This is a genomic window from Pseudactinotalea sp. Z1748, assembly GCF_049725185.1.
GTDB lineage: Bacteria > Actinomycetota > Actinomycetes > Actinomycetales > Beutenbergiaceae > CALKWS01.
In genome coordinates, this window is record NZ_JBMPQB010000010.1 from 98,622 (window position 1) to 120,109 (window position 21,488).

Sequence of the window (21,488 nt, forward strand, 5' to 3'; positions counted from 1 at the left end):
GCTCGCGGATCTGTGCCGCACCTACTTGGCCTTCGCCGCGACGAACGCGCGACTGTACGAGGCGATGTTCACCCGCACGAGCGCGCTGACCTTCGCCGCCACCGACACCCCGGGAGAACTGCTCGAGTGGTCATGAGCCTGCGCCGGGCGATCGCCGGCTATATCGGCGATGCGGATCCGGGTGAGGCCGCGGAGTTGCTCTGGGCCACCTGGCACGGGTTGGTCTCGCTGCGTGCAGCCGGGCGTATCCCGCCGCACCGGATCGAGGCGCACATTGCCCCGATCGCGCGGATGTGGGACTGAAGCGGAGCCGGGACCGAGGGGAGCGGCCAGCACGTTCAGTTGGCCGCGCGGCAGCCCGGTCCACCAATCGCGAGCGCATCGTGCTCAGGCTGCCTGGGTGCGCCGGCGCGACGGGGCGTGCGACTCGTCCTTGCGGGGCCGGCCACGCCCACGCTTGCGGGCAACGATCTCCCCGTCGACGAACACCTCGCCGCCCCACACACCCCAGGGTTCGCCGCGGTCCATTGCACCGCGCAGGCATGCCTGCTTGATCGGGCACTCCTGGCACAACTCCTTCGCTCGCTCCACCTCGTGTCCACCCTCGGCGAACCACAGGTAAAGGTGAGCGGGGTCCTGGCAGGGCAGCACGCGGTCGTCACGGGCCGGCCGCGCGAGCGCATCGAGCCGTTGGACGGTGCCTGAGTTTCGCTCCTGCCCGATGCCCGACGCACGTCCGCTGGGCACAGTCATGATCCATCTCGGGTCGGGGTGAGTTCGCTGGCCACAGACACCTCGGACGTTGCCGCCACAGGGGAAGCGGGTAGGCTCGCTCGGGCCGCTGCCCCCGTAACGTCTGTTGGAGTGCCATCGCCTGCAAGAGTGCGGCCATCTGCTGGATCCGAATTGCCTGCGGGAGCGGAGCCATCTGCTGGAGCCGAACCAACTGCGGGAGCCGGGCCATCCGCAGGATCCGAACCAACTGCCGGAGCCGGACCATTTGCTGGAACTGGAGAGCGGCTGGTGCGCACGCGCACGACCGTCACTCCGAGCGCCCCAATCGCCATCATCACCGCGGCGAACCCGGCATAGGCCTGCAGTCCGGCGACGGTCGCCTCCCGGATCAGGCCGGGTAACTCAGGGGCCGTCGCGGCCCACTCCTGGCCGGCGAGGAAGCCCTCGTGGGCACCGCCCCGGGCCGCCTCCGCCGCCTCCGGCGGGGTATGCGGCCGGTCAGGTAGGTGCGGTACATCACGAGGGCCAGAGCACCGGCGGCCGCGATCCCCATCGCCGAGCCCAGTTCCCCACTGACCTCCTGAGCCGCCGCGGCCGATCCGGCCTTGCGCTCCGGCGCGCTGGAGACTATCAGGTCCGATAGCAGCGCCATCGCCGGGCCCATACCGAGGCCGACAGTGGCGACACCGGCGACCTGGGCCAGCAGGGGCGCGCCCGGCGTCGCCGTCAACGCCAGCAGGAGGACGCCGAACGCGGCCACAGCGATGCCTCCTGCCACCGCCGTCAGCGGCATCATCCACCGGGCCAGGCTCGGGGCAAGCATGGCGCCGATGATGTTGAGCACGATGAAAGGCAGGGTCCACAGTCCGGCATGCAATGCCGACAGTCCGACCACCAACTGCAGGTGCTGGGTGAAGAGGTAGAACGTCCCAACGCCGGCGACGCCCGTCAGTAACAGGACCAGCAGGGCCGCACCCACGCGGGTGTTCCGGAGCAGCCCCAGGTCGAAGACCGGCTCGGCGAGCCGGCCCTGGCGGCGCAGGAACAGAGCCAGGGCCCCGGCACCCGCGAGGATGGCGACCAGGTACGTCCACCCCGGCCCGCTTCCCGACTCCTGGCGGGTGACGAGTCCCTGCAGGCCGTAGACCAGTGCCAGCATGCCGGCGACGGAAAGGATCACGCTGCGCAGTTCGATCGGGGCGCTATTGCGTACCTCCCGTTCCGGTAGCAGCGCCGTACCCAGGATGACCAGCAAGAGCATCGGTGGCACGTTGAGCAGGAAGACCGAGCCCCACCAGAAGAACTCCAGGAGCGCGCCTCCCAGGAGCGGGCCGATAGCGCCGCCGACCGTGAAGGAACTGAACACCACCGCGATCGCCAGCCTGCGCTGGTCCGGATCGGCGAACATCGTGCGCAGCAGGGAGAACAACGATGGCATCAGCGTCGCACCGGCGACCCCGAGCGCGGCGCGCGCCCCGATCAACATCGCGGCGCTGGTGGACATGGCAGCCACGAGAGACAGCGCACCGAAGACCGCGGACCCCATCAGCAGCAGGCGCCTGGGGCCGATCCGGTCCCCCACCCGCCCGGCGACGAGGAGGAAACCCGCGATCAGGAAACCGTAGACATGCACGATCCACAGCGCCTGTCCCGCGCTGGGCTGAAGGTCCTGGGTCAGGGACGGCAGCGCGAAGAACAACACGGTCAGATCGCTGGCCACCGCGATCATCGGCAGCACTAGGAGCGCCAGACCCAGCCACTGCCGCGCCGTGGCCCGGGGTGGCTCCTCGTAGTGGTCGCCCATCGCTTCCTCTCACTGGTTGTTCCGTTACGTTGCGGAACGTTACGCGCTGTGGCGCAGGTTGCACAAGGGTTTTGTTACGACATGTCTCGTAATCTCGACGTAGCATGGCCACATGACGTCCGAAGACGCCCCGCGTACGGTCGGCCGGCCCCGTGATGCGCAGATCGATACGGCGATCACCGCTGCCGCCATGGAGTTGGTGCGCGAGGTGGGCTACCTCGGGGTGACGCTCGGAGAGGTAGCCAGGCGCGCAGGGACGTCGCGTCCGGCGATCTATCGTCGCTATTCCGGCCGCGCAGAACTGATACTGGCCGCGATCGAGGCCCATCTGGAACCCCCGACGGCCCCCGACGATGGCTGCACCCTGTGTGGCATCGAGGAAAGTCTCACGATTTTCCTCTCCATGTTCCGCACGATCGCCCCGGAGGTATTCACCACCCTGTACTCCGAATGCGCCCGGGACCCGATGCTGCGCGAGCGGTACGTGCGCGTGGCGATCGAGCCGTCCCGCCGGGCCGTGCGCACCACTTTGCGCCGGGCGGTCGACCGCGGCCACCTCCGCGAGGACGTCGACATCGAACTGCTACTCGACATCATCGCCTCCCTGACGCACTACCGGGTCCTGACCGGTGAGCACCTGAGTAACGTCGAGGCCGAGCAGGTGGTCACGGTAATGCTACGCGGCGCTGCGGTGGACTATGACGAACTGCTGGCACACAGCATGGAACTCGAACGTGCACAACACGCAAGGGAACCTCACCTGGCCGAACCGCATTCATTCTGCTGGCCACAGCCCGGCGCCGCCGCCGACCCACCCCGCGAGGACGGCGGCCCCTAGGATCCGGGCGGGTCGCAAAACCCTGCCGCAGCGCCATTCTCGGTCCTCACACGCGTTCGGACGCGGCCCGCCTGCCGGCCACGGCGAACCCGAGCAGCCCCAACAGCACCCCGACCGCCGCGGCGAGCACGCTGAGCACCTTCAGCGGATACCAAGTCGGGTCATACATGGACGGGATCGGCCCCACAGCGGGCACGTTCACGAAGGAGTAGAGCAGCACCGGCCCCAGTGCGGACAGGGCCACCAGCGCCGCCACGGCATAGGCGAGCCGCGATCCCGCGACCAGCACCAGGAGCGCGGCCACCGCCGCAGCGCCGCCCTGGATCCGGAAGAGCGCAGCCCCGCCGATCCCCTCCGGTGCCGCCAGTTGCATCGCCCCGGCGAGGGTGACGTGCACGTAGGCATCCACTGCGAGCGCAACGGCCACCAGGATGCGCACCACCGGTTCGACACCGCGGGCGCGAGTGCGGCCGGCGGCGTGGCCAGCGATGCTGCCGCCTGTAGGGCCGCCGGTGCGGCCAGTGGTGCGGCCAGTGGTGCGGCCAGTGGTGCGGCCAGGAGTGCGGCCAGGAGTGCGGCCGGCGAGCCGGTAGCCCCGGTCCTTCGCGCCGGCCACCTCGCTCACTCCACGACCAGCGTGGCGGTCATCGTCGGATGCGGGGTGCAGTGGAACGGGTACTCCCCGGGTTCATCCGGCACGGGGAGCATCACTTCCTCTCCAGGTGCCACATCGACATGGAACAATCCGGCCTCATCGGAGGTGACCGTGTGGCCGACACCGTCCTCGTTACGGATGGTGATCTGTCCGCCGGCCGGTACCGGGTCCGGCATCTGATACTCGAAGTCGACGATGACGATCACGCCGGTCTCCTCCCCTGCCTCCCCCGGTTCCGGCTGGGTCGCACCGGAAGGGCCGTCAGCCTCGCCGTTGCCACACCCGGTGAGCAGAGCAACGAGCAGGGCCAGGAGCAGGACGGAAGCGCCGAAGCGTGCCCGGGGGTGGCGCTCGGCCGCAGCGTCCATGTCAAGGTCGGCGTCAAGGTCCATATCAGGGATACGACTGCCGGACCCGAACGGATTGCCTCGATCAGAATTCGGCGACGGACCAGAGCGCACCGTCCTCGGTGACCATCTCGACCGCCTCGACCCCTTCGTCGGGCATCGCGATCACCCAACTGTTGGGCCCATCGGCACGAAGGCGCCACTGGCCCACGTCCCGGGTGCTGCCGTCGGCCAGGACCAACCGGCACGTGTAGGAGTACCCGTAGGGACCGTCGGTCCGGGTGAGCACCCGGTCGTCGATCTGTACGACGAGCACCGGTCCGTCCGCGGCCCTGCTGGGGGTGACCGTCCCGACGGCCTGCCCACCGGCATCCACCAGGGGTTGCTCCCACCGGCTCGAGGCTGCCGGAATCTCCTCATCGCTCTCGCCGAGTCCGGCCATCACCCCGGCTCCCACCGCTGCTCCGAGCAGTCCGGCAGCCACCGCCAACCGTACCGACCACCGGCGCCGGCTTCGCCGGTGTACGAGCACGGCCGGGCCGGGTTCGCCGGCCGGATCAGGTACAACCTCCGGGTGGTGCTCGCCGGCGGCCTGCTTCTGCGAGTTCTGCCGACCCCGGGCCAGCGCCGCGAGCACCCCGTCCTCGAAACCGGCCGGCGGTGCGGTGCGCGGCACGGCCGGCAGCACGAGTTCGACGGCGTCGGCGATCTCACCGTACTCACGGCGACAGGTTGGGCAGGTGGTCAGATGCGCGGTGACCTGGTCGCGCTCGCCCTCCGCTGCGTGGCCCAGGGCCAGGTCGGTCAGCAGATCCTCGGTGGGGTGCACGCGCTCAGTCACGGTCCACCGCCATCTCCCCCCGAAGCCTGCGCAGCCCGGTGCGGATGCGGGTCTTGGCGGTGCCCAGCGGGATCTGTTCCCGGCGGCTCACCTCGGCGGCCGTACAGCCCCCGACGACGGCGAGCACCACCGCGCGGGCCTGCTCGGGCGCGATGCGGTGCAGCCGCCGGATGGCCTGCTCGGTCTCCAGTCGGTGCACGGCGCTCTCCTCCAGGTCCGGGGCACTGGACAGTGTCTCGTGCAGGAGCCGGTCCAGCACGAGGTCGTCGGTGGGCTCGGCGCGCCGGGCCCGGACGGCGTCGATCGCGGCATTGCGGGTGATCGTGAGCAGCCAGGTGAGCACCGAGGCACGGCGCAGGTCGTAACTGCCTGCAGCTCGCCAGACCCGCACGAACACCTCCTGGGACACGTCCTGCGCCAGTGCCGCATCCCGGGTGATGCTGACCGCCATCCCGAACACCGCCGACTGGAAACGCCGCACGAAGGCTGCCGAGACCGCCGGATCGTCCAGCGCCAGCCCGGCGAGCAGGGCGGCGTCGTCGGCCCGGTCGGCGCGGGACACGGCTGCCATACCCCAGGGTACGACTGGGCCGGCCAAAGGGATTGGACCGTCGGCAGGGATCGTCGGCTCCGGCAATCCCTGCACGCCCTCTCCCACGTATCCCACAGTGTCCGGCCACCACGGCCGGCGGTCAGGAACTGGAGGCGAGCAATGGGACGACGAACCACCGCGCTACTCACCGCCGGCATCCTCGGCGTGGGCCTGCTGACGGCATGTGACCCCGAGGGGTCTTCCGGCGAGGGAATGGAGGACCCCGCTCCGGCGGACGACGCCGCCGTTGATGCCACCGCGGAGGACGACGAGGCCGCCGAGCGTGACAACGGTGCCGGCGGCGAGGACGGCGACGGCGACGCTGCCGGCGAGGCGCTCACGACCACCGAAACGGACCTGGGCACCTTCCTGGTGGACGGGTCGGGCATGACGCTGTACCTGTTCACCGCCGACTCCCCCGGCGTGAGCGCCTGTGTGGATGAGTGCCTGGAGAACTGGCCCATCCTCGAGGGTGAACCGAGCGCCGGCGACGGCGTGGATGAAGGCCTGCTCGGCAGCATCGAGCGCGATGACGGCACCGTGCAGGCGACCTACGCCGATTGGCCGCTGTACTACTTCGTCCAGGACTCCTCCCCCGGTGATGTGACCGGTCAGGGCGTCCAGGACCTCTGGTACGTGGTGGCCCCGGACGGACAGATGATCACCGAGGAAGACGAGGACAGCAGACCGGGCTACTGATCCGAGGCAGACACCTGAGCCATGGGATCCGGCCTACTGAGCCCTCACAGTTGCGGCACGTCGCGGCGGCAATTATTGCTGGCGGGTTCGAGCGCTGGTCGGGCGCCGCTAGGACTGCAGGTGCGCCCCGCAACCGACGTCGTAGGCATCCCGCAGCCAGGCGATGAATGTGTCATCCAGGTCGGCCGCCTCCCTCAACCGGTACTGATGCACGTGCAGGTTGCGCTGGTAGGGCGTGACGCTGCTGATCCGCCGGTCATCGGTGCCCAACGACCGGGTCAGGTCGAAGTAGCCCCGGACCCCGGTACTGGTGGGGCGGGCGCCGGCGAAGCCGCGGCGGGGCCCCTTGAAGGTGACAGTGGTCTTGGACACCGACTGTGTGACGTCGCCGAAACCGTTGAGCACCTCCTGCACCCGCCGGTACAGCGCGACGAATTCCTCGGGCTTGCCGAGCAGGTGGTCCTGTTCGCTCCAGGTGCGCTCGCTCATCACTCGAGCGTACTGGCCCGCTGGCGCCAACGGGCCGGCGGGTGTCTCCGATCCGGCGTCTCCGGGATGGTGGCCGGCCCCAGGTGAGGTGCCAGCGCAGGCGTACGACCGCCCCGTCGTGGCAGGCTGGAGAGGTGAGTACTTATCCCACCCTGGAAGAATTCGACTTTCCCGTCGCACTGGCGGTCTCCGATTCGCGCGAGGTGCTGACGTTCACCGGCGCCACCGAGGAGGTCTTCGACTGGAAGTCGGTGACCAAGCCGCTGGCCGCCTGGGCCACGCTGGTGGCGATCGACCGTGGCCACCTGGCCCTGGATGACCCGGCCGGCCCCGACGGCTCGACTGTGCGGCACCTGCTCGCCCACGCCTCCGGGCTGCCGTTCGAGGAGGGGCCGACGCAGAGCCCGGAGAAGCGCCGGGTGTACTCCAACATGGGTTTCGACGTCCTGGCCGAGCACGTCGGGCACGCCGTGGGCAGCAGCTTCGATGACTGGATGCGCGCCAGCGTGCTCGAGCCGCTGGAGATGGACAGCGTCGAACTCTCCGGTTCAGCGGCATTCGGTGCCTCCGGCACGATCACCGATCTGCTTGCCCTGGCGCTGGAACTGTTGGTGCCCACGCTGGTCACCGCCGAGCTGGCCGAGCAGGCCCGCACCGTGCAGTTCCCCGGGTTGGACGGGGTGCTCCCGGGGTTCGGCCGCCAGCAGCACAACGACTGGGGTCTGGGCATGGAGATCCGGGACCACAAGTCTCCGCACTGGACCGCCGAGGACGCCTCCCCCGACACGTTCGGGCACTTCGGCCAGTCGGGCAGTTTCGTGTGGGTGGATCCCGGCGCGGACCTGACCGCGGTCTTCCTGGGCGAGCGTCCGTTCCGCCAGGACACCCACGCCCGACTCTGGCCCCGGCTCAACACCGAGATTCTCGCGTCCCACCGCGGCTGAGGCCGTGCCGGCTGCTCTCAGGTCGCGGGGGATGGCGTTGTGGCCTTTGATGGAGGCACCTCGAGGAATAGGAGTGCGCCATGGACACGTGGATCTGGATCGTCATCGGAGTCGTCGTACTGGCCATCATCGTGGTCGCGGTGCTGGCGATCACCCGCAAGAAGAGTGAGCGCGATCAGGAGCAGCGAGCGGTGCAGGAACGGGCCAACCGCAAGCAAGCGGCCGCGCTGCGCGCAGACGCCGAGCAACGCGATCTCGAAGCGCGCGAACGCGAGGCCCAGGCCACCAGCACCGAGGCGCAGGCCCAGCAGGCCCGGGTGGAGGCTGACCGGCTCGAGCGCGAGGCACAGGCGCAGGCCCAGGGCGCCGACCGGGTCCGATCCGATGTCGACCGGGAACTGGCCGATGCCGACCACCTCGACCCCGACCGGGGCGCTGAGAGCACCCGATCCGGCTCCGAGCACCAGGCCGGGACCGGGGAGCCCGACTCCGGCCGGCATGCGGAGCGCACGCGGCCCGATTCGGACCGACCCGGCGCCGGCGCCGACGGGCCTTCCCGGGGCCGCTGAGACTGAACACACCAAGCGGGCGGCAGGGACCGGCACGAAGCTGGGATCTGCGGCGCGCCGGCTGCGAGCCGGCGCGAGCGGGCACGATCGAGCGTCACCTGGGAGCCCCGCGCAGCCGAGCAGCCCACCCCGATCGGGGTACCCGTTGGTGGTCGGCGGTACGCCCGCCCGCATCATCGGCCCGATCGCCGACGCCGGCCGGAACCGGTCCTGGCGCGAACCCGGTCGCATGGAGCCCGAAAGCACCTGAGCCACCACAGTCCGGACGGCGGCACCGGGCCGTACTGCCTCCGGGGTAGGCCACACTGGGAGCGATGACCCTCACACCTCCGGCCCCGGCCGATCCAGGAATCGTCGACGACGACGCCGTCGTGGAGACGTTCACCGACTGGGCCACCACCCGCGGCCTGAGCCTGTACGACCACCAGGAGGAGGCGTTCCTGGAGTTGGTCACCGGCTCCCACGTCATCCTGTCCACCCCCACCGGCTCGGGGAAGTCACTGGTGGCGGTGGCCGCCCACTTCACCGCACTGGCCAACGGGCAACGCTCCTACTACACCGCCCCGCTGAAGGCCCTGGTCAGCGAGAAGTTCTTCGACCTGATCGAGATCTTCGGTGCCGAGCGGGTCGGGATGATGACCGGGGACTCGGCCATCAATACCGACGCCCCGATCATCTGCTGCACCGCCGAGGTGCTGGCCAACCAGGTGCTGCGTGAGGGTGAACTGCATGACGCCGGTGTGGTGATCATGGATGAGTTCCACTTCTACGCCGACCCCCAGCGCGGCTGGGCCTGGCAGCTCCCGCTGCTGGAACTACCCGGGGCCCAGTTCCTGCTGATGAGCGCCACCCTGGGCGAGGTGTCCTTCTTCGCCGAGGACCTGCAGCGCCGCACCGGCAAGCCGACCGCGATCATCGCGAACGCCGAGCGCCCGGTTCCGCTCACCTTCGAGTACTCCCTGGAACCCCTGCACGAGTTGATGCTCAAGCTCGTCCAGACCGACCGCGCCCCGGTCTACGTGGTCCACTTCACCCAGGCTGCTGCCCTGGCCCAGGCCCAGGCGCTGACCTCGGTGAACCTGACCGACAAGGCCCGGCAGAACCGTATCGCCGAGGCCATCGGCGACTTCTCCTTCGCCAAGGGCTTCGGTGCCACGCTCTCCCGGCTGCTGCGCAAGGGCATCGGGGTGCACCATGCCGGGATGTTGCCCCGCTACCGCCGGCTCGTGGAGCGGCTCACCCAAGCGGGACTGCTCGCCGTCATCTGCGGCACCGACACCCTGGGGGTCGGCATCAACGTCCCGATCCGCACCGTGGTGCTGACCGGGCTCACCAAGTTCGACGGCGTGCGCTCCCGGCACCTGAGCGCCCGGGAGTTCCACCAGATCTCCGGCCGGGCCGGGCGGGCCGGCTATGACGATGAGGGCCTCGTGATCGTCCAGGCCCCCGAGCACGTGATCGAGAACGCCAAGGCCCTGGCCAAGGCAGGCGACGATGAGAAGAAGCGGCGCAAGATCGTCCGCAAGAAGGCGCCCAGCGGGGTGGTCAACTGGACGGACAAGACCTTCGAACGGCTGCGCGACGCCCAGCCCGAGGCCCTGACGAGCCAGTTCCGGGTCTCCCACGCCACCGTGCTGGGCGTGCTTGCCCGGTACGGGGACCCGGTGGCGGCGATGGCGAAGCTGCTCACCGACAACCACGACGAGCCCGTCGATCGCAATCCTCATCTGCGCCGGGTGGTCCACATCTACCGGTCCCTGCGCGCAGCCGGGATCCTGGAACGCCTGCCGGTACCGGACGCCCAGGGCCGGCGGGTGCGTCTGGTGCGTGAGGTGCCCCTGGATTTCGCGCTCAATGCCCCGCTGTCCCCCTTCGCCCTGGCCGCTCTGGAACTGCTCGACCCCGAAGCCCAGACCTATGCCCTGGATGTGGTCTCGGTGATCGAGGCAACCATGGAAGACCCGCGCCCGGTGGTGCTCGCCCAGCAGCGCGCGGCTCGCGATGAGGCGATCGCGGCGATGAAGGCCGAGGGCTGGGAGTACACCGAGCGGATGGAGGCGATGGAGGAGGTCACCCATCCGATGCCGCTGGCCGAGTTGCTCGGTGCGGCGCTGGCCGAGTACCGCACCGCACACCCGTGGGTGGATGAGTACCCGCTGCGGCCCAAGTCGGTGGTGCGGCACATGGTCGAACACGCCATGACGTTCTCGGAACTGATCTCCCGCTACTCCATCGCCCGCAGTGAGGGGGTGGTGCTGCGGTACCTCACCGACGTCTACCAGGCGCTGCGCCAGGTGGTCCCGGCCGAGCGGCACACGCCCGAACTCACCGAGATCATCGACTGGCTCGGGGCGGCGGTGCGGGGGGTGGACTCCTCCCTGCTGGCCGAGTGGGAGGCGCTGCACGCCGGCGATCAGGACGCTCCCGACGCGTTGGCCCGCGCCCGCTCGGGCGCGCAGGAGCAGCCGACGGCGACGGAGGCCCGGCTCGGCGGTGAGGGCGCCTCGGTCACGGCGAACCGGCACGCTTTCGCCACCAAGGTGCGCACCGCGATGTTCCGGCGGGTGGAGCTGCTGGCACGGGAGGACTACACCGGGCTGGCCGCGCTGAGCGCCCGAGACGGCCAGAAGGAGTGGGATGAGGACCGCTGGCGCACCGAGATCGCCGGCTACTGGGCCGAGTACCACGATATCGGCATCGGTCCCGATGCCCGGAACGCGGCGATGTGCCGCCTCACCACCGAGGGACGTACCTGGCAGGTGACCCAGATTCTCGACGATGCCGAGGGCGACCGGGACTGGCGGATGTTCGCCGCGGTCGACCTGGACGCCAGTGATGAGCGCGACACCCCGGTGATCCGCATGCTCGGCGTCGGACCAGCCGATTGGGCGCAATACAGTAGTGCCCATGAGTGAGAAGGAGGCCGGGTGGTATCCGGATCCCTCCGGGGAGAACCAACAGCGGTTCTGGGATGGCGATGGCTGGACGGAGTACTTCCAGCCGTTGCTGCCGCAGCCCGAGGCCGCTCACGACTCCCGGCCCCCGACCGAGGACTATCCCTACCTGGCCCAGGCCGGCGGAACGATGACCACTCCGCACATCCCGCCGCCCCAGGGGTGGGCGACGAGCACGAATACCTGGTCCGCTCCGCAGCCCACCACCAGTTGGGGCACCCCGGCCGACCCCCAGGACTACGCCGGCGGCGACTACCGTCCCCCGGATCCGGCCTGGGACGCCGGGGCCGGTACCCAGGTCTACCGCTCCGGCACCCAGGGTGGCGGCGGTGGGCGCGGCGGGCTGATCGCCGTGGTGGTGGCCTCCGTGGTGGTGTTGGTGCTGTTGGTGGTCGGTGGTGTGCTGGCCTTCCGTGGCAACGACGGCGGTGGGGCCGGTGACGACGGCCCGGCCGAGGAAGGCGTGGTCGAGGTGGGCGCGACCTCCTCGGGCAGCGTGCCTCGCGATGGCCAGTGGGTCGGTGCGCTGGCGATCGCCGACGCCGGGGCCTATCTGGTCGACGCCCGCAGCACCAGCGGTGACGACCTGCAGATGGCGGTGCGAGACGGCGGCGGCGCCACCCTGGCCTATAACGACGATCGGGGCAATCTGCTCCAGTTGGGCGGTGACCGGCTCGACCCGATCGCGCCGGTGTACCTGGATCCGGGTGAGTACGAAGTCGTGCTGAGTGAGTACCGCGGCAGGGCCACCGACGTCACCGTGGACGTGGTGGCCATCACCGAGCGGTTGACCGTTGGTGATGTCGTACAGGCCGACATCGAGGCCGATGGTGCCTTCCTGGCCGTGCTGGAACTGGAGGAGGAAACCGAACTCACGGTGGACGTGCAGGCCGTGGGTGCGGGCGACCCGACGCTGACCGTGCGCAGCCTGGACCGCGACGCGATGTGGACGGACGACGATCGCGGCAGTAGGGCCGATGACGAGGGTGGCAGCACCTACGATCCGCTCCTCACCGAGGACCTGCAGGCAGGACGGTACGCGGTGATGGTGGCCGAGTACGGCGGCGACCCATTGACCGTGCAGATCGAGCTCTCGTCCTCCTGAGCGGTGCCGATGTCCTCGAACGAGCCGGCGGCCGGTGCTGTGGAGCGAGGGCCGATCCCGCCGGGGTGGTATCCCGATCCCCTTGATGCGGCCGGGCAGCGGTACTTCGACGGGTCGTCCTGGACGGTGCACGTTGCCCCCAGGCCCGCGGTGCAGGTGCCGGTCCAGCGGCGCAGGTACGCCCGTTGGGTCCTGACCGGTGGGACGGTCGTGCTCGCGGTGGTGATCGGCCTGGTGGCGTTGAGCCGGGCCATGGATCGGCCCGAGCCGGTGGACTTCCCGACGATCGGCGTCGGCGGCGCCCAGGAGGATGATCCGTCCGAGGCCGGCCAACCCGAGGTGGTTCCCGGTGAGCAGTTCGCGGCCGGGGACGCGGTCACGGGGTCCATCACCGAGGGCCAGGAGTGGCGCGGCACCCTCACCGTCGCCGAGGAGGCCCTGATCCTGCTCGATGCCCGCCCGGCCGACGACGGCGGGGGTGACCTGACCATGTCCGCTCACACCGCCGACGGCGAACGGGTGGCGGGCAACGACGATCGCGGCGAACTGGCGCGCATCGGCGGATCCGACCTGGACCCGGTGCTGGTGCTCAGCGCCGACCCCGGTTCCTACCAGGTGGTGGTGGGATCCTGGCTGGCCGAATCAGCGTCCGACTTCGAGTTGGTCACCACGATCCCCGAACCGGTCGAGTTGGAGGGTGAGATCGAGCAGTCATGGGATCTCGGAGCCGGGGCGATGATCATGCGGACGCTGGTCGTGACCGAGCCGGGACCGTACCTGATCGAGGTGATGGCCGTGGGCGGAGCGCACGGGTTCCTCATCGACACCGTCTCCGGTGAGGTCACCACCTGGCGTTCCGGAGCGGAACACATCCAGGAGGAACGTGACCTGGCCACCGGTCGTCACCTGCTCATCATCTCCCGCGACGGCTTGGACGCCGGAGACCTGGCACTAGCCATCGGTCCCGCCTGAGACCAGTAGGCCCGCCAGCGGCCGGAGATTCAGCCGGCGGATGGCGGTGCACCTGGTCCCGCCCACCTCGGGGAGGGCACCCGTGCGGCCCCGCGCCAGTAGGCTGATCTCCATGAGTCATCACGTGCCTGCCGGCTGGTACCCCGACCACCACGACGCCTCGCTGCTGCGCTACTGGGACGGTGCCCAGTGGACCCAGCACACCCATCCGGCCGCCGGGGATGCGCAGCAGGACCAGGCCGGCCGGCAGGCTCAGGACAGTCAGCAGACCGGGCAGGACCAGCACACCGGGCAGGACCAGCAGGCAGGCTACGACCAGGACGCTGGCGACCAGTCGGGCGTGGGTGGCCTTGCCGGGACCGAGGGCGGCCACGGGTCGGAGGACGCCGGGGCCACCGAGAGCGCCGAAGGCGCCATGAGCACCGAGGGCCCCGAGGGCACCAAGGTGCTCCCGCCTGGAGCGGACGAAGCGCAGACACAGCAGTTCGACTCCCCGACCGAGCAGTTCCCCGCGGGCCATGGCCAAGGCTCCGCACCCGACTACGGTCACGCCGCCACCTCCGGCTATGGCCAGCCCGACCAACCGACCACGCCGCCCTACGACCCGGGCGCAGCCGCCGGATATGGGGCCGCCGGCTACGGCCAGGGCTCCGCGCCCGGCTACGGGGAGCCGCAAGGCGGCTACGGCCAGGGCTCCGTCCCCAGTTACAGCCAGCAGTCCACACCCGGTTACGCCGCCGGCGGCTACGGCGCCGCCGGCTATGGCCACTCGACACCGGGATACGGGCAGCCGGGCGACGGTTCGGCCCCGCCGCCGGGAGGCGGCCCGCCCGGCCCGGGTGACCAGCCGAAGAGCAAGACCGGCATCCTGATCGCCATCATCGCCGTCGTCGTGGTGCTCCTGGCTGGACTGATCTTCCTCGGTGTTCGGTTATTCGGCAGCGACGGCGCCGATCCCGAACCCACGACTGTCCCCACCGGGGAGCCCACCGGGGAGCCCACCGAGGAACCCATCGAGGAACCCACCGAGGAGCCCACGGACGAACCCACCGAGGAGCCCGACGGCGGTGGCGCCGACGTCGACGGGGGCCAGTTCGAGATCGGCGACGTCGTCGCGGGCTCCATCGAGGTTGGCCAGACCTGGTCCGGGATGATGACGGTCGAGACCGAGGGGGTCTTCGTGATCGACGCGATCCGCGGTGAGCAGGACCCGGACCTGACGTTGCGAGTGCTCGACTCCTCCGGCAACCAGGTCGCCTACAACGACGACCGCGGCGGGTCGCTGACCAGCATCATCGGCGGCCACAACTTCGACCCCTACCTCGCCCTGGGCCTGGAAGCGGGTGACTACACCGTCGAGGTGGGCACGTGGAGTGACGCGGACGGCGGTCAGTTCGAGTTGTTCGCCGGCGAGATCGCCCCTCTCGAACCGGGACAGGAGATGACGGCCGATCTCGATGCGCACTCCTACGTCGCGCGGGCCCTGGTAGTGGAGGAGGCCGGGGAGTACACCGTCAACGCGACCGCCGAGGAGTGGGAGGCCGCGATCGCCCTCTTCACCGCTGATGGCACCAGTTACACCCTGGAGGACCCGCAGGAGTCCGAGGCTTCGCTGACCGCGAACCTGGAACCGGGCAGTTATGCCTTCGTCATCGCCGACCCGGGCGGGGAGCCGGACACCTTCACGTTCGAGGTCCAGGGTCCCTGACATCCGGGGGAGAGCAGACGATGGAGGGACACAGCGGCGCCCGGCTCAGCGCAACGGACCTGACGCAGCGCAGGTGGGCGGGGGTGACGCTCGAGGAAGTCACCCTCGAGGAGTGTGTCCTGTCCCGGATCCGGGCCACGGCCGGCACCTGGCGGCACACCCTGATCGATGGGGGCACCCTGCGCGGGTCGGACCTGGCCGCCTTGCACACCACCGACTGCTCGCTACTGCGCGTGAGCATGGACGGGGCCAGGCTCACCGGATCGTCGTGGCTACGCGCACGCTGGCGGGACCTGGAGGTCAATGACGTACAGGCGGACGGGCTCAGTGCGGTGCAGGCATCCTTCGCCGACGTGCGGCTGCGCAACGTGAGTCTGCGGGAGGCCGACTTCACCTCCGCCACCTGGCAGCGGGTGCACCTGATCGACTGCGACCTCACCGACGCCCGGTTCGCCGGAATGCGAGCCGCTCACGTCCGGTTCAGCGGCTGTACCCTGACCGGCATCAGCGGTATCGAGGCCCTCCGCGGCACCACCCTCGCCAGCACCGACGCCGTCAGTGCCCTGGGGGCCATGGCCGCCCACCTGGGCATCGGGATCAGCGAAGGAGAACAGTGACACTGCAGGACAACCTCTCGGCTATCCGAACCAGAGTCGATCGGGCCGCCCGGGACGCCGGCCGCAACCCTGCCGAGGTGCAGATCCTGCTGGCCGTCAAGACCCAACCGGCCGAGTCGATCCGAGCGGCCATCGCTGCCGGTTACACCCTGCTCGGGCACAACCGGGTCCAGGAGATCCGGGCGAGTGCGGAGGAACTCGGCGACCTTGATCACCAGATGCACATGATCGGCCACCTGCAGTCCAACAAGATCTCCCAGGCGCTGCGGCACGTCACGTGCGTCCAGTCCCTGGCCGGCACCCGACTGGCCGACCGTTTGGACCGCGCCGCGCAGGCTCGCGGGCAGGCCCTGGAGGTGTTCGTGCAGGTGAACACCTCCCGTGAGGACTCCAAGGGCGGAGTCCGCCCGGAGGAGGCCCCCGCGTTGTGCACCCACGTCGGAGCCCTGGAGCACCTGCGTCTGCGCGGGCTGATGACCATCGGGGCCAACTCCCCCGACCCCGAACTAGTCCGCGCCTCCTACACCGACCTCGCGAAGGTGCGGGACGCCGTCGTCGGCTCCGGTGCCCCCGGCACCGACCGGGCAACCGAACTGTCCATGGGTATGAGCAGCGACCTCGAGATCGCGATTGCCGCAGGAGCCACCATGGTGCGCATCGGCACCGGCGCGTTCGGAGAGCGACCCGCCTGACCCCGAGTCTGCGCCCTCAGGACCGCCGCGACATCAGTCCCAGCGTCAGCGCCGTGCCGGCGCGCCGGGCCGGTCCGCGTTCACGGGACCCGGTGCAGCCACTCCTTGGTGGCGAACTTGGACTCCACGAGTTCCTCCACCCGGGCGAACTCGGCCGACCGGACCTTGCTCTCGCTGGTGGTGTACCGGGAGCGGAAGTAGTCCAGCAGTGAGGTCACCACGTCCTCGCGGGCCATCTGACTTTGCGAGCGCAACGGATCCACCCGCTTGTTCGCGCTGGCGGTGCCCTTGTCGGAGAGTTTCTCGCGGCCGATCCGCAGCACGTCGGTCATCGCGTCTGCGTCCATGTCGTAGGACATCATCACGTGGTGCAGGACCGCTCCCCCGGCCAGTCGCTTCTGGGCCGCCCCACCGATCTTTCCGGCCGGTGAGGTGATGTCGTTCAACGGTACGTACGTGGCACTCACCCCGATGCTCTCCAGCGCACCGAGCACCCAGTCGTCCAGGAAGGCGTAGGACTGCTCGAAACTCATTCCGTCCACCAGAGTGGCAGGCACGTACAGGGAGTAGGTGATGGAGGTGCCGGGCTCGACGAACATCGCTCCGCCTCCGGAGATCCGCCGCACCGGCCTCACCCCGCGGCGCTCGGCGGCGGCCAGGTCCACCTCATTGCGCACCGACTGGAAGGACCCCAGGACCACGGCCGATTCGGCCCACTCCCACAACCGCAGCATCGGCCCACGCCGTCCGGCGCCGAGTTCCTCCACGAGCACCTGATCCAGCGCCAGGTTCTGGTACGCCTGCAGCGGGCCGGCCTGGATGAGCTCGAAGGAGTGGTCCGACCAGGTGGTGGAGGCCCCCAGCGCGCGGCGCACGGCGATGCCCACCGAGCGCGCGTCGAATCCGATCAGTGCCGCGTCGGTGGTGGCGGCCTCGATGCGCTCGGCGAGTTCACGGCCACTGGTCTCGGCCGGAAGGCCGCGCAGCGCCTCATCGATCCGGCCCAGGGCGTCATCGGGCTCGAGGAAGAAGTCCCCGCTGATGTTCACCCGGGCCAGCACACCATCGTCGACCTCGACCTCGGCGACCACCAGTTTGCCACCGGGAACCTTGTACTCGCCTCTTCTCACGCCACCACCCTAGCCAGTCACGAGCATCGTTCGAGGGCGCGCTCAGCGCGGCGTCACCTCATGCTTGACCAGACCGAAGACGAAGCCGTCCACCAGCGCCTCCCAAGAGGCCTCCAGGATGTTCGGGCCGACGCCCACGGTGGACCAGGATCGCTGCCCGTCGGTCATCTCGATCAGCACGCGGGTGATCGCGTCGGTGCCGTGGGAGGAGTCCAGCAACCGCACCTTGTAGTCGATCAGCTCGAAGCCCTCGATCACCGGGTAGACCCCGGACAGCGCCACGCGGAGGGCGTGGTCCAGTGCGTTGACCGGGCCGTTGCCCTCCCCGGTGGACACCCGGCGCTGGTCCCCGGCGTGCAGCTTCACCGTGGCCTCGGAGTTGATCTCCCCGGCGTGCGAGGTGTGCTCCACGATCGCCCGCCAGGATTCCACCCGGAAGAACGAACGACGACGGCCCTCGAGTTCTTCCAGCAGCAGCAGTTCGAAGGAGGCGTCCGCGGCGTCATAGGTGTACCCGTTGGCCTCGGCGTCCTTGACCCGCGTGGTGACCCGCCCGAGCAACTCCGACTTCCCGGCCAGGTCGAATCCCAGCTCCCGGCCTTTGAGTTCGATGCTGGCCCGCCCGGCCATATCCGAGACCAGCATGCGCATGTCGTTGCCCACCTCGCGTGGGTCGATGTGCTGGTACAGGTCCGGGTCCACCCGGATCGCCGAGGCGTGCAGGCCTGCCTTGTGCGCGAACGCGCTGGCGCCGATGTAGGGCTGGCGGGCGAACGGGGCGATGTTGGTGATCTCGCTGATCTGGTGTGCCACCGAGGTCAGTTCGGCCAATCCGGCATCCGGGAGCAGTTCCTGCCCGCGCTTGAGTTGCAGGTTCGCCACCACGGTGAGCAGGTCGGCGTTACCGGTGCGTTCCCCGTAGCCGTTCACGGTGCCCTGCACGTGCCGGGCACCGGCCTCGATGGCCGCCAGGGAGTTCGCCACCGCACACCCGGAGTCGTTGTGGGCGTGGATACCCAGTTTGCCGTCGGACCGGGCTCGCACGGCCGAGACGATCTCGAATACGTCATCGGGCAGCATCCCGCCGTTGGTGTCGCACAACGCCACCACGTCCGCACCGGCCTCCAGCGCCGCCGTCACCGCGGCCAGGGCGTAGTCGGAGTCGAACCGGTAGCCGTCGAAGAAGTGCTCGGTGTCCACGATCACCCGCCGCCCGGCGTCGATCAGGTAGCGCACGGTGTCGGCGATCATGTTGAGGTTCTCCTGCCCATCGGTGCGCAGGGCCCGCTCGACGTGGCGGATATCGCTCTTGGCCACCAGGGTGATGACCGGCGCCTCGGAGTCCACCAGGGCGCGCACCTGGGGGTCGAGATGCGCACTGCCCAGCGGTTTGCGAGTGGAGCCGAACGCGGCGAGTTCGGCGTGGGTGAACTCCATCTCCTTGTGGGCCCGGGCGAAGAACTCGGTGTCCTTGGGGATGGCACCGGGCCAGCCGCCCTCGATGTAGGTCACGCCCAATCCGTCCAGCAGCGGGGCGATGGCGATCTTGTCCGCCACCGACAGGTTCATCCCCTCCTGCTGGGCACCGTCGCGCAGTGTGGTGTCGTAGACGTCGACCTGGTCGGCCTCCTTCGCCCCGCTGGCGGCGCCCGCCGTCTCGGTATTGAGGCTGGTGCTCATATTCCTGACTCTCTCCTGGGTGCCACCGCTCGGCGGCCGGATCTTCCTTCGGGCCGGTGCGGGATGAGTGATCCCGATGGTCCTGCCCGGAGTGTGCGACTTCGCTGCCGGCGGGAAGGGGTGGTCCCGCCAACAAAAAAACCTCCCGTGGTGCGGGAGGTTAGCGCGTGTGCCTGCAGGCACACGCGCTAGTCAATAATGAGCGCGACGGGGGTGGTGTAACGCATGGTGTTCATCATGCCACATCAGGGCCGGGACGCGGGTACCTCGCGCTCGTAGACCACATCCAGGCGCCGGCCCAGCACCGTGCCCACCTCGAAGTGGGTGGCCACGTGCTGGATCCGCTGCCAGGCCTCGGCGACCATCTGCTCCGCCAATTCCGGCTCGTCGGCGTCGAACCAGCCACCGGCCCTCAGGCTGGAGCGGATCGCCTCGCGCACCTCCGCCTCGCTCAGCGCCACCTCGGCCACGATCGCCGTCGTCGTCATCCGGTGGGAGTTCAGGCCGCTGAACGCGATCCCGCACCCGCACGAGCCGGGGTCGATCCGGCAGCAGTCGCAGTACTCTCCGATCATCAGCAGCTCTCCGGCCACGCAGTAGTCCACGTCGTTGGCAACGTCCCCGTTCGTGCGACGGGTGGCAATCAGTACTCGCATCATTCTCGCCTCCTGCCCGCACGGTAGGGGCAGGCACTGACGTTGATGATGGAAGGGCTTCGGCGAGGTCTGACCCAGGCACTGACTGACGCCCCCTCTGGGGTGGTCCTTGACATGATCCGTCGGCCTGCGCCGGGGCATGTAAAGCGCATGCCGGCCAGGTGGACATGACCTAATAGGAGCTCGACCAAAAGTCCCATCAACGTCTTGTCTGCCCACCTGGCCGGTGTGCCTGTCCCGCTAGAGGAAGGCACCACCATCATGACCAGTGAACTGATCGATGTCATCGCCGGCGTGGACACCCACGCCGAGACCCATCACGTGGCGGTGATCGCCACGACCGGTGCACGACTGGGCGATGCACAGTTCCCGACCACGAGCCAGGGGTAGCGCGACCTGCTCTCCTTCATCACCAGCCTGGGCCGCATCACCACCATCGGGGTGGAAGGGACCAACTCCTACGGCGCCGAACTGGCCCGGTTCCTGCGCCAGGGCGGAGTAGTCGTGGTGGAGGCGATCCGCCCGACCCGTCAGGTCCGTCGTCTGCGTGGCAAGAGCGACCCGATCGACGCCTACGCCGCCGCCCACACGGTGCTCGCCGGGCATGACCTGCCCACCCCGAAGAACGCCGATGGCGATGCCGAGGCCATCCGCGTGCTGACCATCGCGCGCCGCTCGGCCCTCAAGGCCCGCACCGCGGCGGCCGTGCAGATCAAGAGCCTGCTCGTCACCGCCCCCGAGGCCCTACGTGCTCGCTTCCGGGGCCTGAACGACGCCGACCTACACGCCCAGCTCGCCGCCGTGCGCCCCGGGCCGGCCACCGAGGGCATCCAACCGGCAACCCTGACGGCAATGCGCCACCTCGCCCGCCGCCACCGCGCCCTGACCACCGAGATCACCGAACTGGAGACCGACCTCGACACCCTGGTCACCCGCGTTGCCCCCGCTCTGCGCGCCGCCCACGGCATCGGGCCGGTGACCGCCGCCCCGCTGCTCATCGCCGCCGGCGACAACCCCGACCGACTCACCAGCGAGGCCTCCTTCGCCGCCCTGTGCGGCGCCGCCCCGATTCCTGCGTCCTCGGGTAAGACCACCCGCTACCGCCTCAACCCCGGCGGTGACCGCCAGGCCAACGCCGCCCTGCACCAGATCATCCTGGTCCGCATGACGTGCGACCCCCGCACCCGGTCCTACATCGCCAAACGCACCGCTCAGGGAAAGAGCGACAAGGAGGTAATGCGCTACCTCAAGCGCGCCGTCGCCCGCGAGGTCTACCACCACATCGTCCACCCCCAACCCGTGCCGCAGGTCGATGACCTACGCCCGCTGCGCCACGCCAAGGGAATGACCCTGCAGACCATCGCGGACCACTTCAACGTCTGGCCCGCTCACATCTCCACCATCGAACGCGGCAAACGCCGCGACGACGACCTCGCCAACCGCTACCGCGAATGGCTCCTC

The 21,488-nt window shown here is 69.6% G+C and carries 23 protein-coding genes; 13 read left to right on the forward strand and 10 right to left on the reverse strand.

The window, feature by feature from the left end; genetic code table 11:
• The first annotated feature begins 132 nt into the window (after positions 1–132).
• The gene (locus ACO0LU_RS17500; RefSeq protein WP_424792632.1) at positions 133–303 is read left to right on the forward strand and encodes a TetR-like C-terminal domain-containing protein; all 171 of its coding nucleotides are present in this window, start codon (positions 133–135) and stop codon (positions 301–303) included.
• 84 nt (positions 304–387) lie between these two features.
• Here the strand turns inward: ACO0LU_RS17500 and ACO0LU_RS17505 are convergent, their stop codons facing one another.
• Entirely contained in the window at positions 388–753 is a 366-nt protein-coding gene (locus ACO0LU_RS17505; protein WP_424792633.1) for a WhiB family transcriptional regulator, read from the reverse strand.
• Positions 754–1,123: 370 nt separating this feature from the next.
• Positions 1,124–2,539, reverse strand: a complete 1,416-nt coding sequence (locus tag ACO0LU_RS17510; protein WP_424792634.1) for an MFS transporter — start codon at positions 2,537–2,539, stop codon at positions 1,124–1,126.
• 112 nt (positions 2,540–2,651) lie between these two features.
• On the opposite strand from ACO0LU_RS17510, the gene ACO0LU_RS17515 reads away from it, so the two are divergent.
• The gene (locus ACO0LU_RS17515; protein ID WP_424792635.1) at positions 2,652–3,377 is read left to right on the forward strand and encodes a TetR/AcrR family transcriptional regulator; all 726 of its coding nucleotides are present in this window, start codon (positions 2,652–2,654) and stop codon (positions 3,375–3,377) included.
• 46 nt (positions 3,378–3,423) lie between these two features.
• Here the strand turns inward: ACO0LU_RS17515 and ACO0LU_RS17520 are convergent, their stop codons facing one another.
• The 4 genes from ACO0LU_RS17520 to ACO0LU_RS17535 are packed head-to-tail and all read right to left on the reverse strand — an operon-like array spanning position 3,424 to position 5,791.
• Positions 3,424–4,002 carry a hypothetical protein gene (locus ACO0LU_RS17520; RefSeq protein ID WP_424792636.1) on the reverse strand — a complete coding sequence of 193 codons (579 nt, stop codon included), beginning with the start codon at positions 4,000–4,002 and terminating at the stop codon, positions 3,424–3,426.
• The gene (locus ACO0LU_RS17525; RefSeq protein ID WP_424792637.1) at positions 3,999–4,424 is read right to left on the reverse strand and encodes a cupredoxin domain-containing protein; all 426 of its coding nucleotides are present in this window, start codon (positions 4,422–4,424) and stop codon (positions 3,999–4,001) included. The genes ACO0LU_RS17520 and ACO0LU_RS17525 overlap by 4 nt, the downstream gene beginning before the upstream one ends.
• Positions 4,425–4,464: 40 nt before the next feature.
• A complete protein-coding gene (locus ACO0LU_RS17530; protein WP_424792638.1) occupies positions 4,465–5,220 on the reverse strand; it encodes an anti-sigma factor family protein in 756 nt (251 codons plus the stop codon).
• Positions 5,213–5,791 carry an RNA polymerase sigma factor gene (locus tag ACO0LU_RS17535; protein WP_424792639.1) on the reverse strand — a complete coding sequence of 193 codons (579 nt, stop codon included), beginning with the start codon at positions 5,789–5,791 and terminating at the stop codon, positions 5,213–5,215. The genes ACO0LU_RS17530 and ACO0LU_RS17535 overlap by 8 nt, the downstream gene beginning before the upstream one ends.
• A 141-nt stretch (positions 5,792–5,932) precedes the next feature.
• Between ACO0LU_RS17535 and ACO0LU_RS17540 the strand changes: the two genes are divergently transcribed.
• Complete coding sequence (locus ACO0LU_RS17540) at positions 5,933–6,511, forward strand: hypothetical protein (RefSeq protein WP_424792640.1); 579 nt, start codon at positions 5,933–5,935, stop codon at positions 6,509–6,511.
• 108 nt (positions 6,512–6,619) lie between these two features.
• Here ACO0LU_RS17540 and ACO0LU_RS17545 read toward each other — a convergent pair whose 3' ends face one another.
• The gene (locus ACO0LU_RS17545) at positions 6,620–7,000 is read right to left on the reverse strand and encodes a DUF5655 domain-containing protein (protein WP_424792641.1); all 381 of its coding nucleotides are present in this window, start codon (positions 6,998–7,000) and stop codon (positions 6,620–6,622) included.
• 134 nt (positions 7,001–7,134) lie between these two features.
• On the opposite strand from ACO0LU_RS17545, the gene ACO0LU_RS17550 reads away from it, so the two are divergent.
• From ACO0LU_RS17550 to ACO0LU_RS17585, 8 genes are all read left to right on the forward strand, one after another.
• Positions 7,135–7,944: a serine hydrolase domain-containing protein gene (locus ACO0LU_RS17550; RefSeq protein ID WP_424792642.1), complete on the forward strand. Its 810-nt coding sequence runs from the start codon at positions 7,135–7,137 to the stop codon at positions 7,942–7,944.
• 80 nt (positions 7,945–8,024) lie between these two features.
• Positions 8,025–8,513 (forward strand): hypothetical protein, encoded by a 489-nt coding sequence (locus tag ACO0LU_RS17555; RefSeq protein ID WP_424792643.1) that lies wholly within the window; start codon positions 8,025–8,027, stop codon positions 8,511–8,513.
• A gap of 314 nt (positions 8,514–8,827) precedes the next feature.
• On the forward strand, positions 8,828–11,428 hold the full coding sequence (locus tag ACO0LU_RS17560; protein WP_424792644.1) for a DEAD/DEAH box helicase: 2,601 nt from the start codon (positions 8,828–8,830) through the stop codon (positions 11,426–11,428).
• Positions 11,421–12,572 (forward strand): DUF2510 domain-containing protein, encoded by a 1,152-nt coding sequence (locus ACO0LU_RS17565; protein ID WP_424792645.1) that lies wholly within the window; start codon positions 11,421–11,423, stop codon positions 12,570–12,572. Before ACO0LU_RS17560 ends, ACO0LU_RS17565 begins: the two co-directional genes overlap by 8 nt.
• A gap of 9 nt (positions 12,573–12,581) precedes the next feature.
• Complete coding sequence (locus ACO0LU_RS17570) at positions 12,582–13,544, forward strand: DUF2510 domain-containing protein (RefSeq protein WP_424792646.1); 963 nt, start codon at positions 12,582–12,584, stop codon at positions 13,542–13,544.
• Between the two features lie 112 nt (positions 13,545–13,656).
• Positions 13,657–15,252 (forward strand): DUF2510 domain-containing protein, encoded by a 1,596-nt coding sequence (locus ACO0LU_RS17575; RefSeq protein WP_424792647.1) that lies wholly within the window; start codon positions 13,657–13,659, stop codon positions 15,250–15,252.
• 20 nt (positions 15,253–15,272) lie between these two features.
• On the forward strand, positions 15,273–15,869 hold the full coding sequence (locus tag ACO0LU_RS17580; protein WP_424792648.1) for a pentapeptide repeat-containing protein: 597 nt from the start codon (positions 15,273–15,275) through the stop codon (positions 15,867–15,869).
• Positions 15,866–16,561 carry a YggS family pyridoxal phosphate-dependent enzyme gene (locus tag ACO0LU_RS17585; RefSeq protein ID WP_424792649.1) on the forward strand — a complete coding sequence of 232 codons (696 nt, stop codon included), beginning with the start codon at positions 15,866–15,868 and terminating at the stop codon, positions 16,559–16,561. The genes ACO0LU_RS17580 and ACO0LU_RS17585 overlap by 4 nt, the downstream gene beginning before the upstream one ends.
• 80 nt (positions 16,562–16,641) lie before the next feature.
• Here the strand turns inward: ACO0LU_RS17585 and ACO0LU_RS17590 are convergent, their stop codons facing one another.
• The 3 genes from ACO0LU_RS17590 to ACO0LU_RS17600 form a co-directional block, all read right to left on the reverse strand.
• Positions 16,642–17,691 (reverse strand): lipoate--protein ligase family protein, encoded by a 1,050-nt coding sequence (locus tag ACO0LU_RS17590; RefSeq protein WP_424792650.1) that lies wholly within the window; start codon positions 17,689–17,691, stop codon positions 16,642–16,644.
• 42 nt (positions 17,692–17,733) lie between these two features.
• A complete protein-coding gene (gene cimA / locus ACO0LU_RS17595) occupies positions 17,734–19,371 on the reverse strand; it encodes a citramalate synthase (protein ID WP_424792651.1) in 1,638 nt (545 codons plus the stop codon).
• Positions 19,372–19,616: 245 nt separating this feature from the next.
• On the reverse strand, positions 19,617–20,030 hold the full coding sequence (locus ACO0LU_RS17600) for a DUF7715 family protein (protein ID WP_424792652.1): 414 nt from the start codon (positions 20,028–20,030) through the stop codon (positions 19,617–19,619).
• A gap of 204 nt (positions 20,031–20,234) precedes the next feature.
• Here ACO0LU_RS17600 and ACO0LU_RS17605 point away from each other — a divergent pair, with 204 nt between their 5' ends.
• On the forward strand, positions 20,235–20,417 hold the full coding sequence (locus tag ACO0LU_RS17605) for a hypothetical protein (RefSeq protein ID WP_424790166.1): 183 nt from the start codon (positions 20,235–20,237) through the stop codon (positions 20,415–20,417).
• A gap of 6 nt (positions 20,418–20,423) precedes the next feature.
• The coding region (locus tag ACO0LU_RS17610; protein ID WP_424792120.1) for an IS110 family transposase at positions 20,424–21,488 on the forward strand (1,065 nt) is incomplete at its 3' end.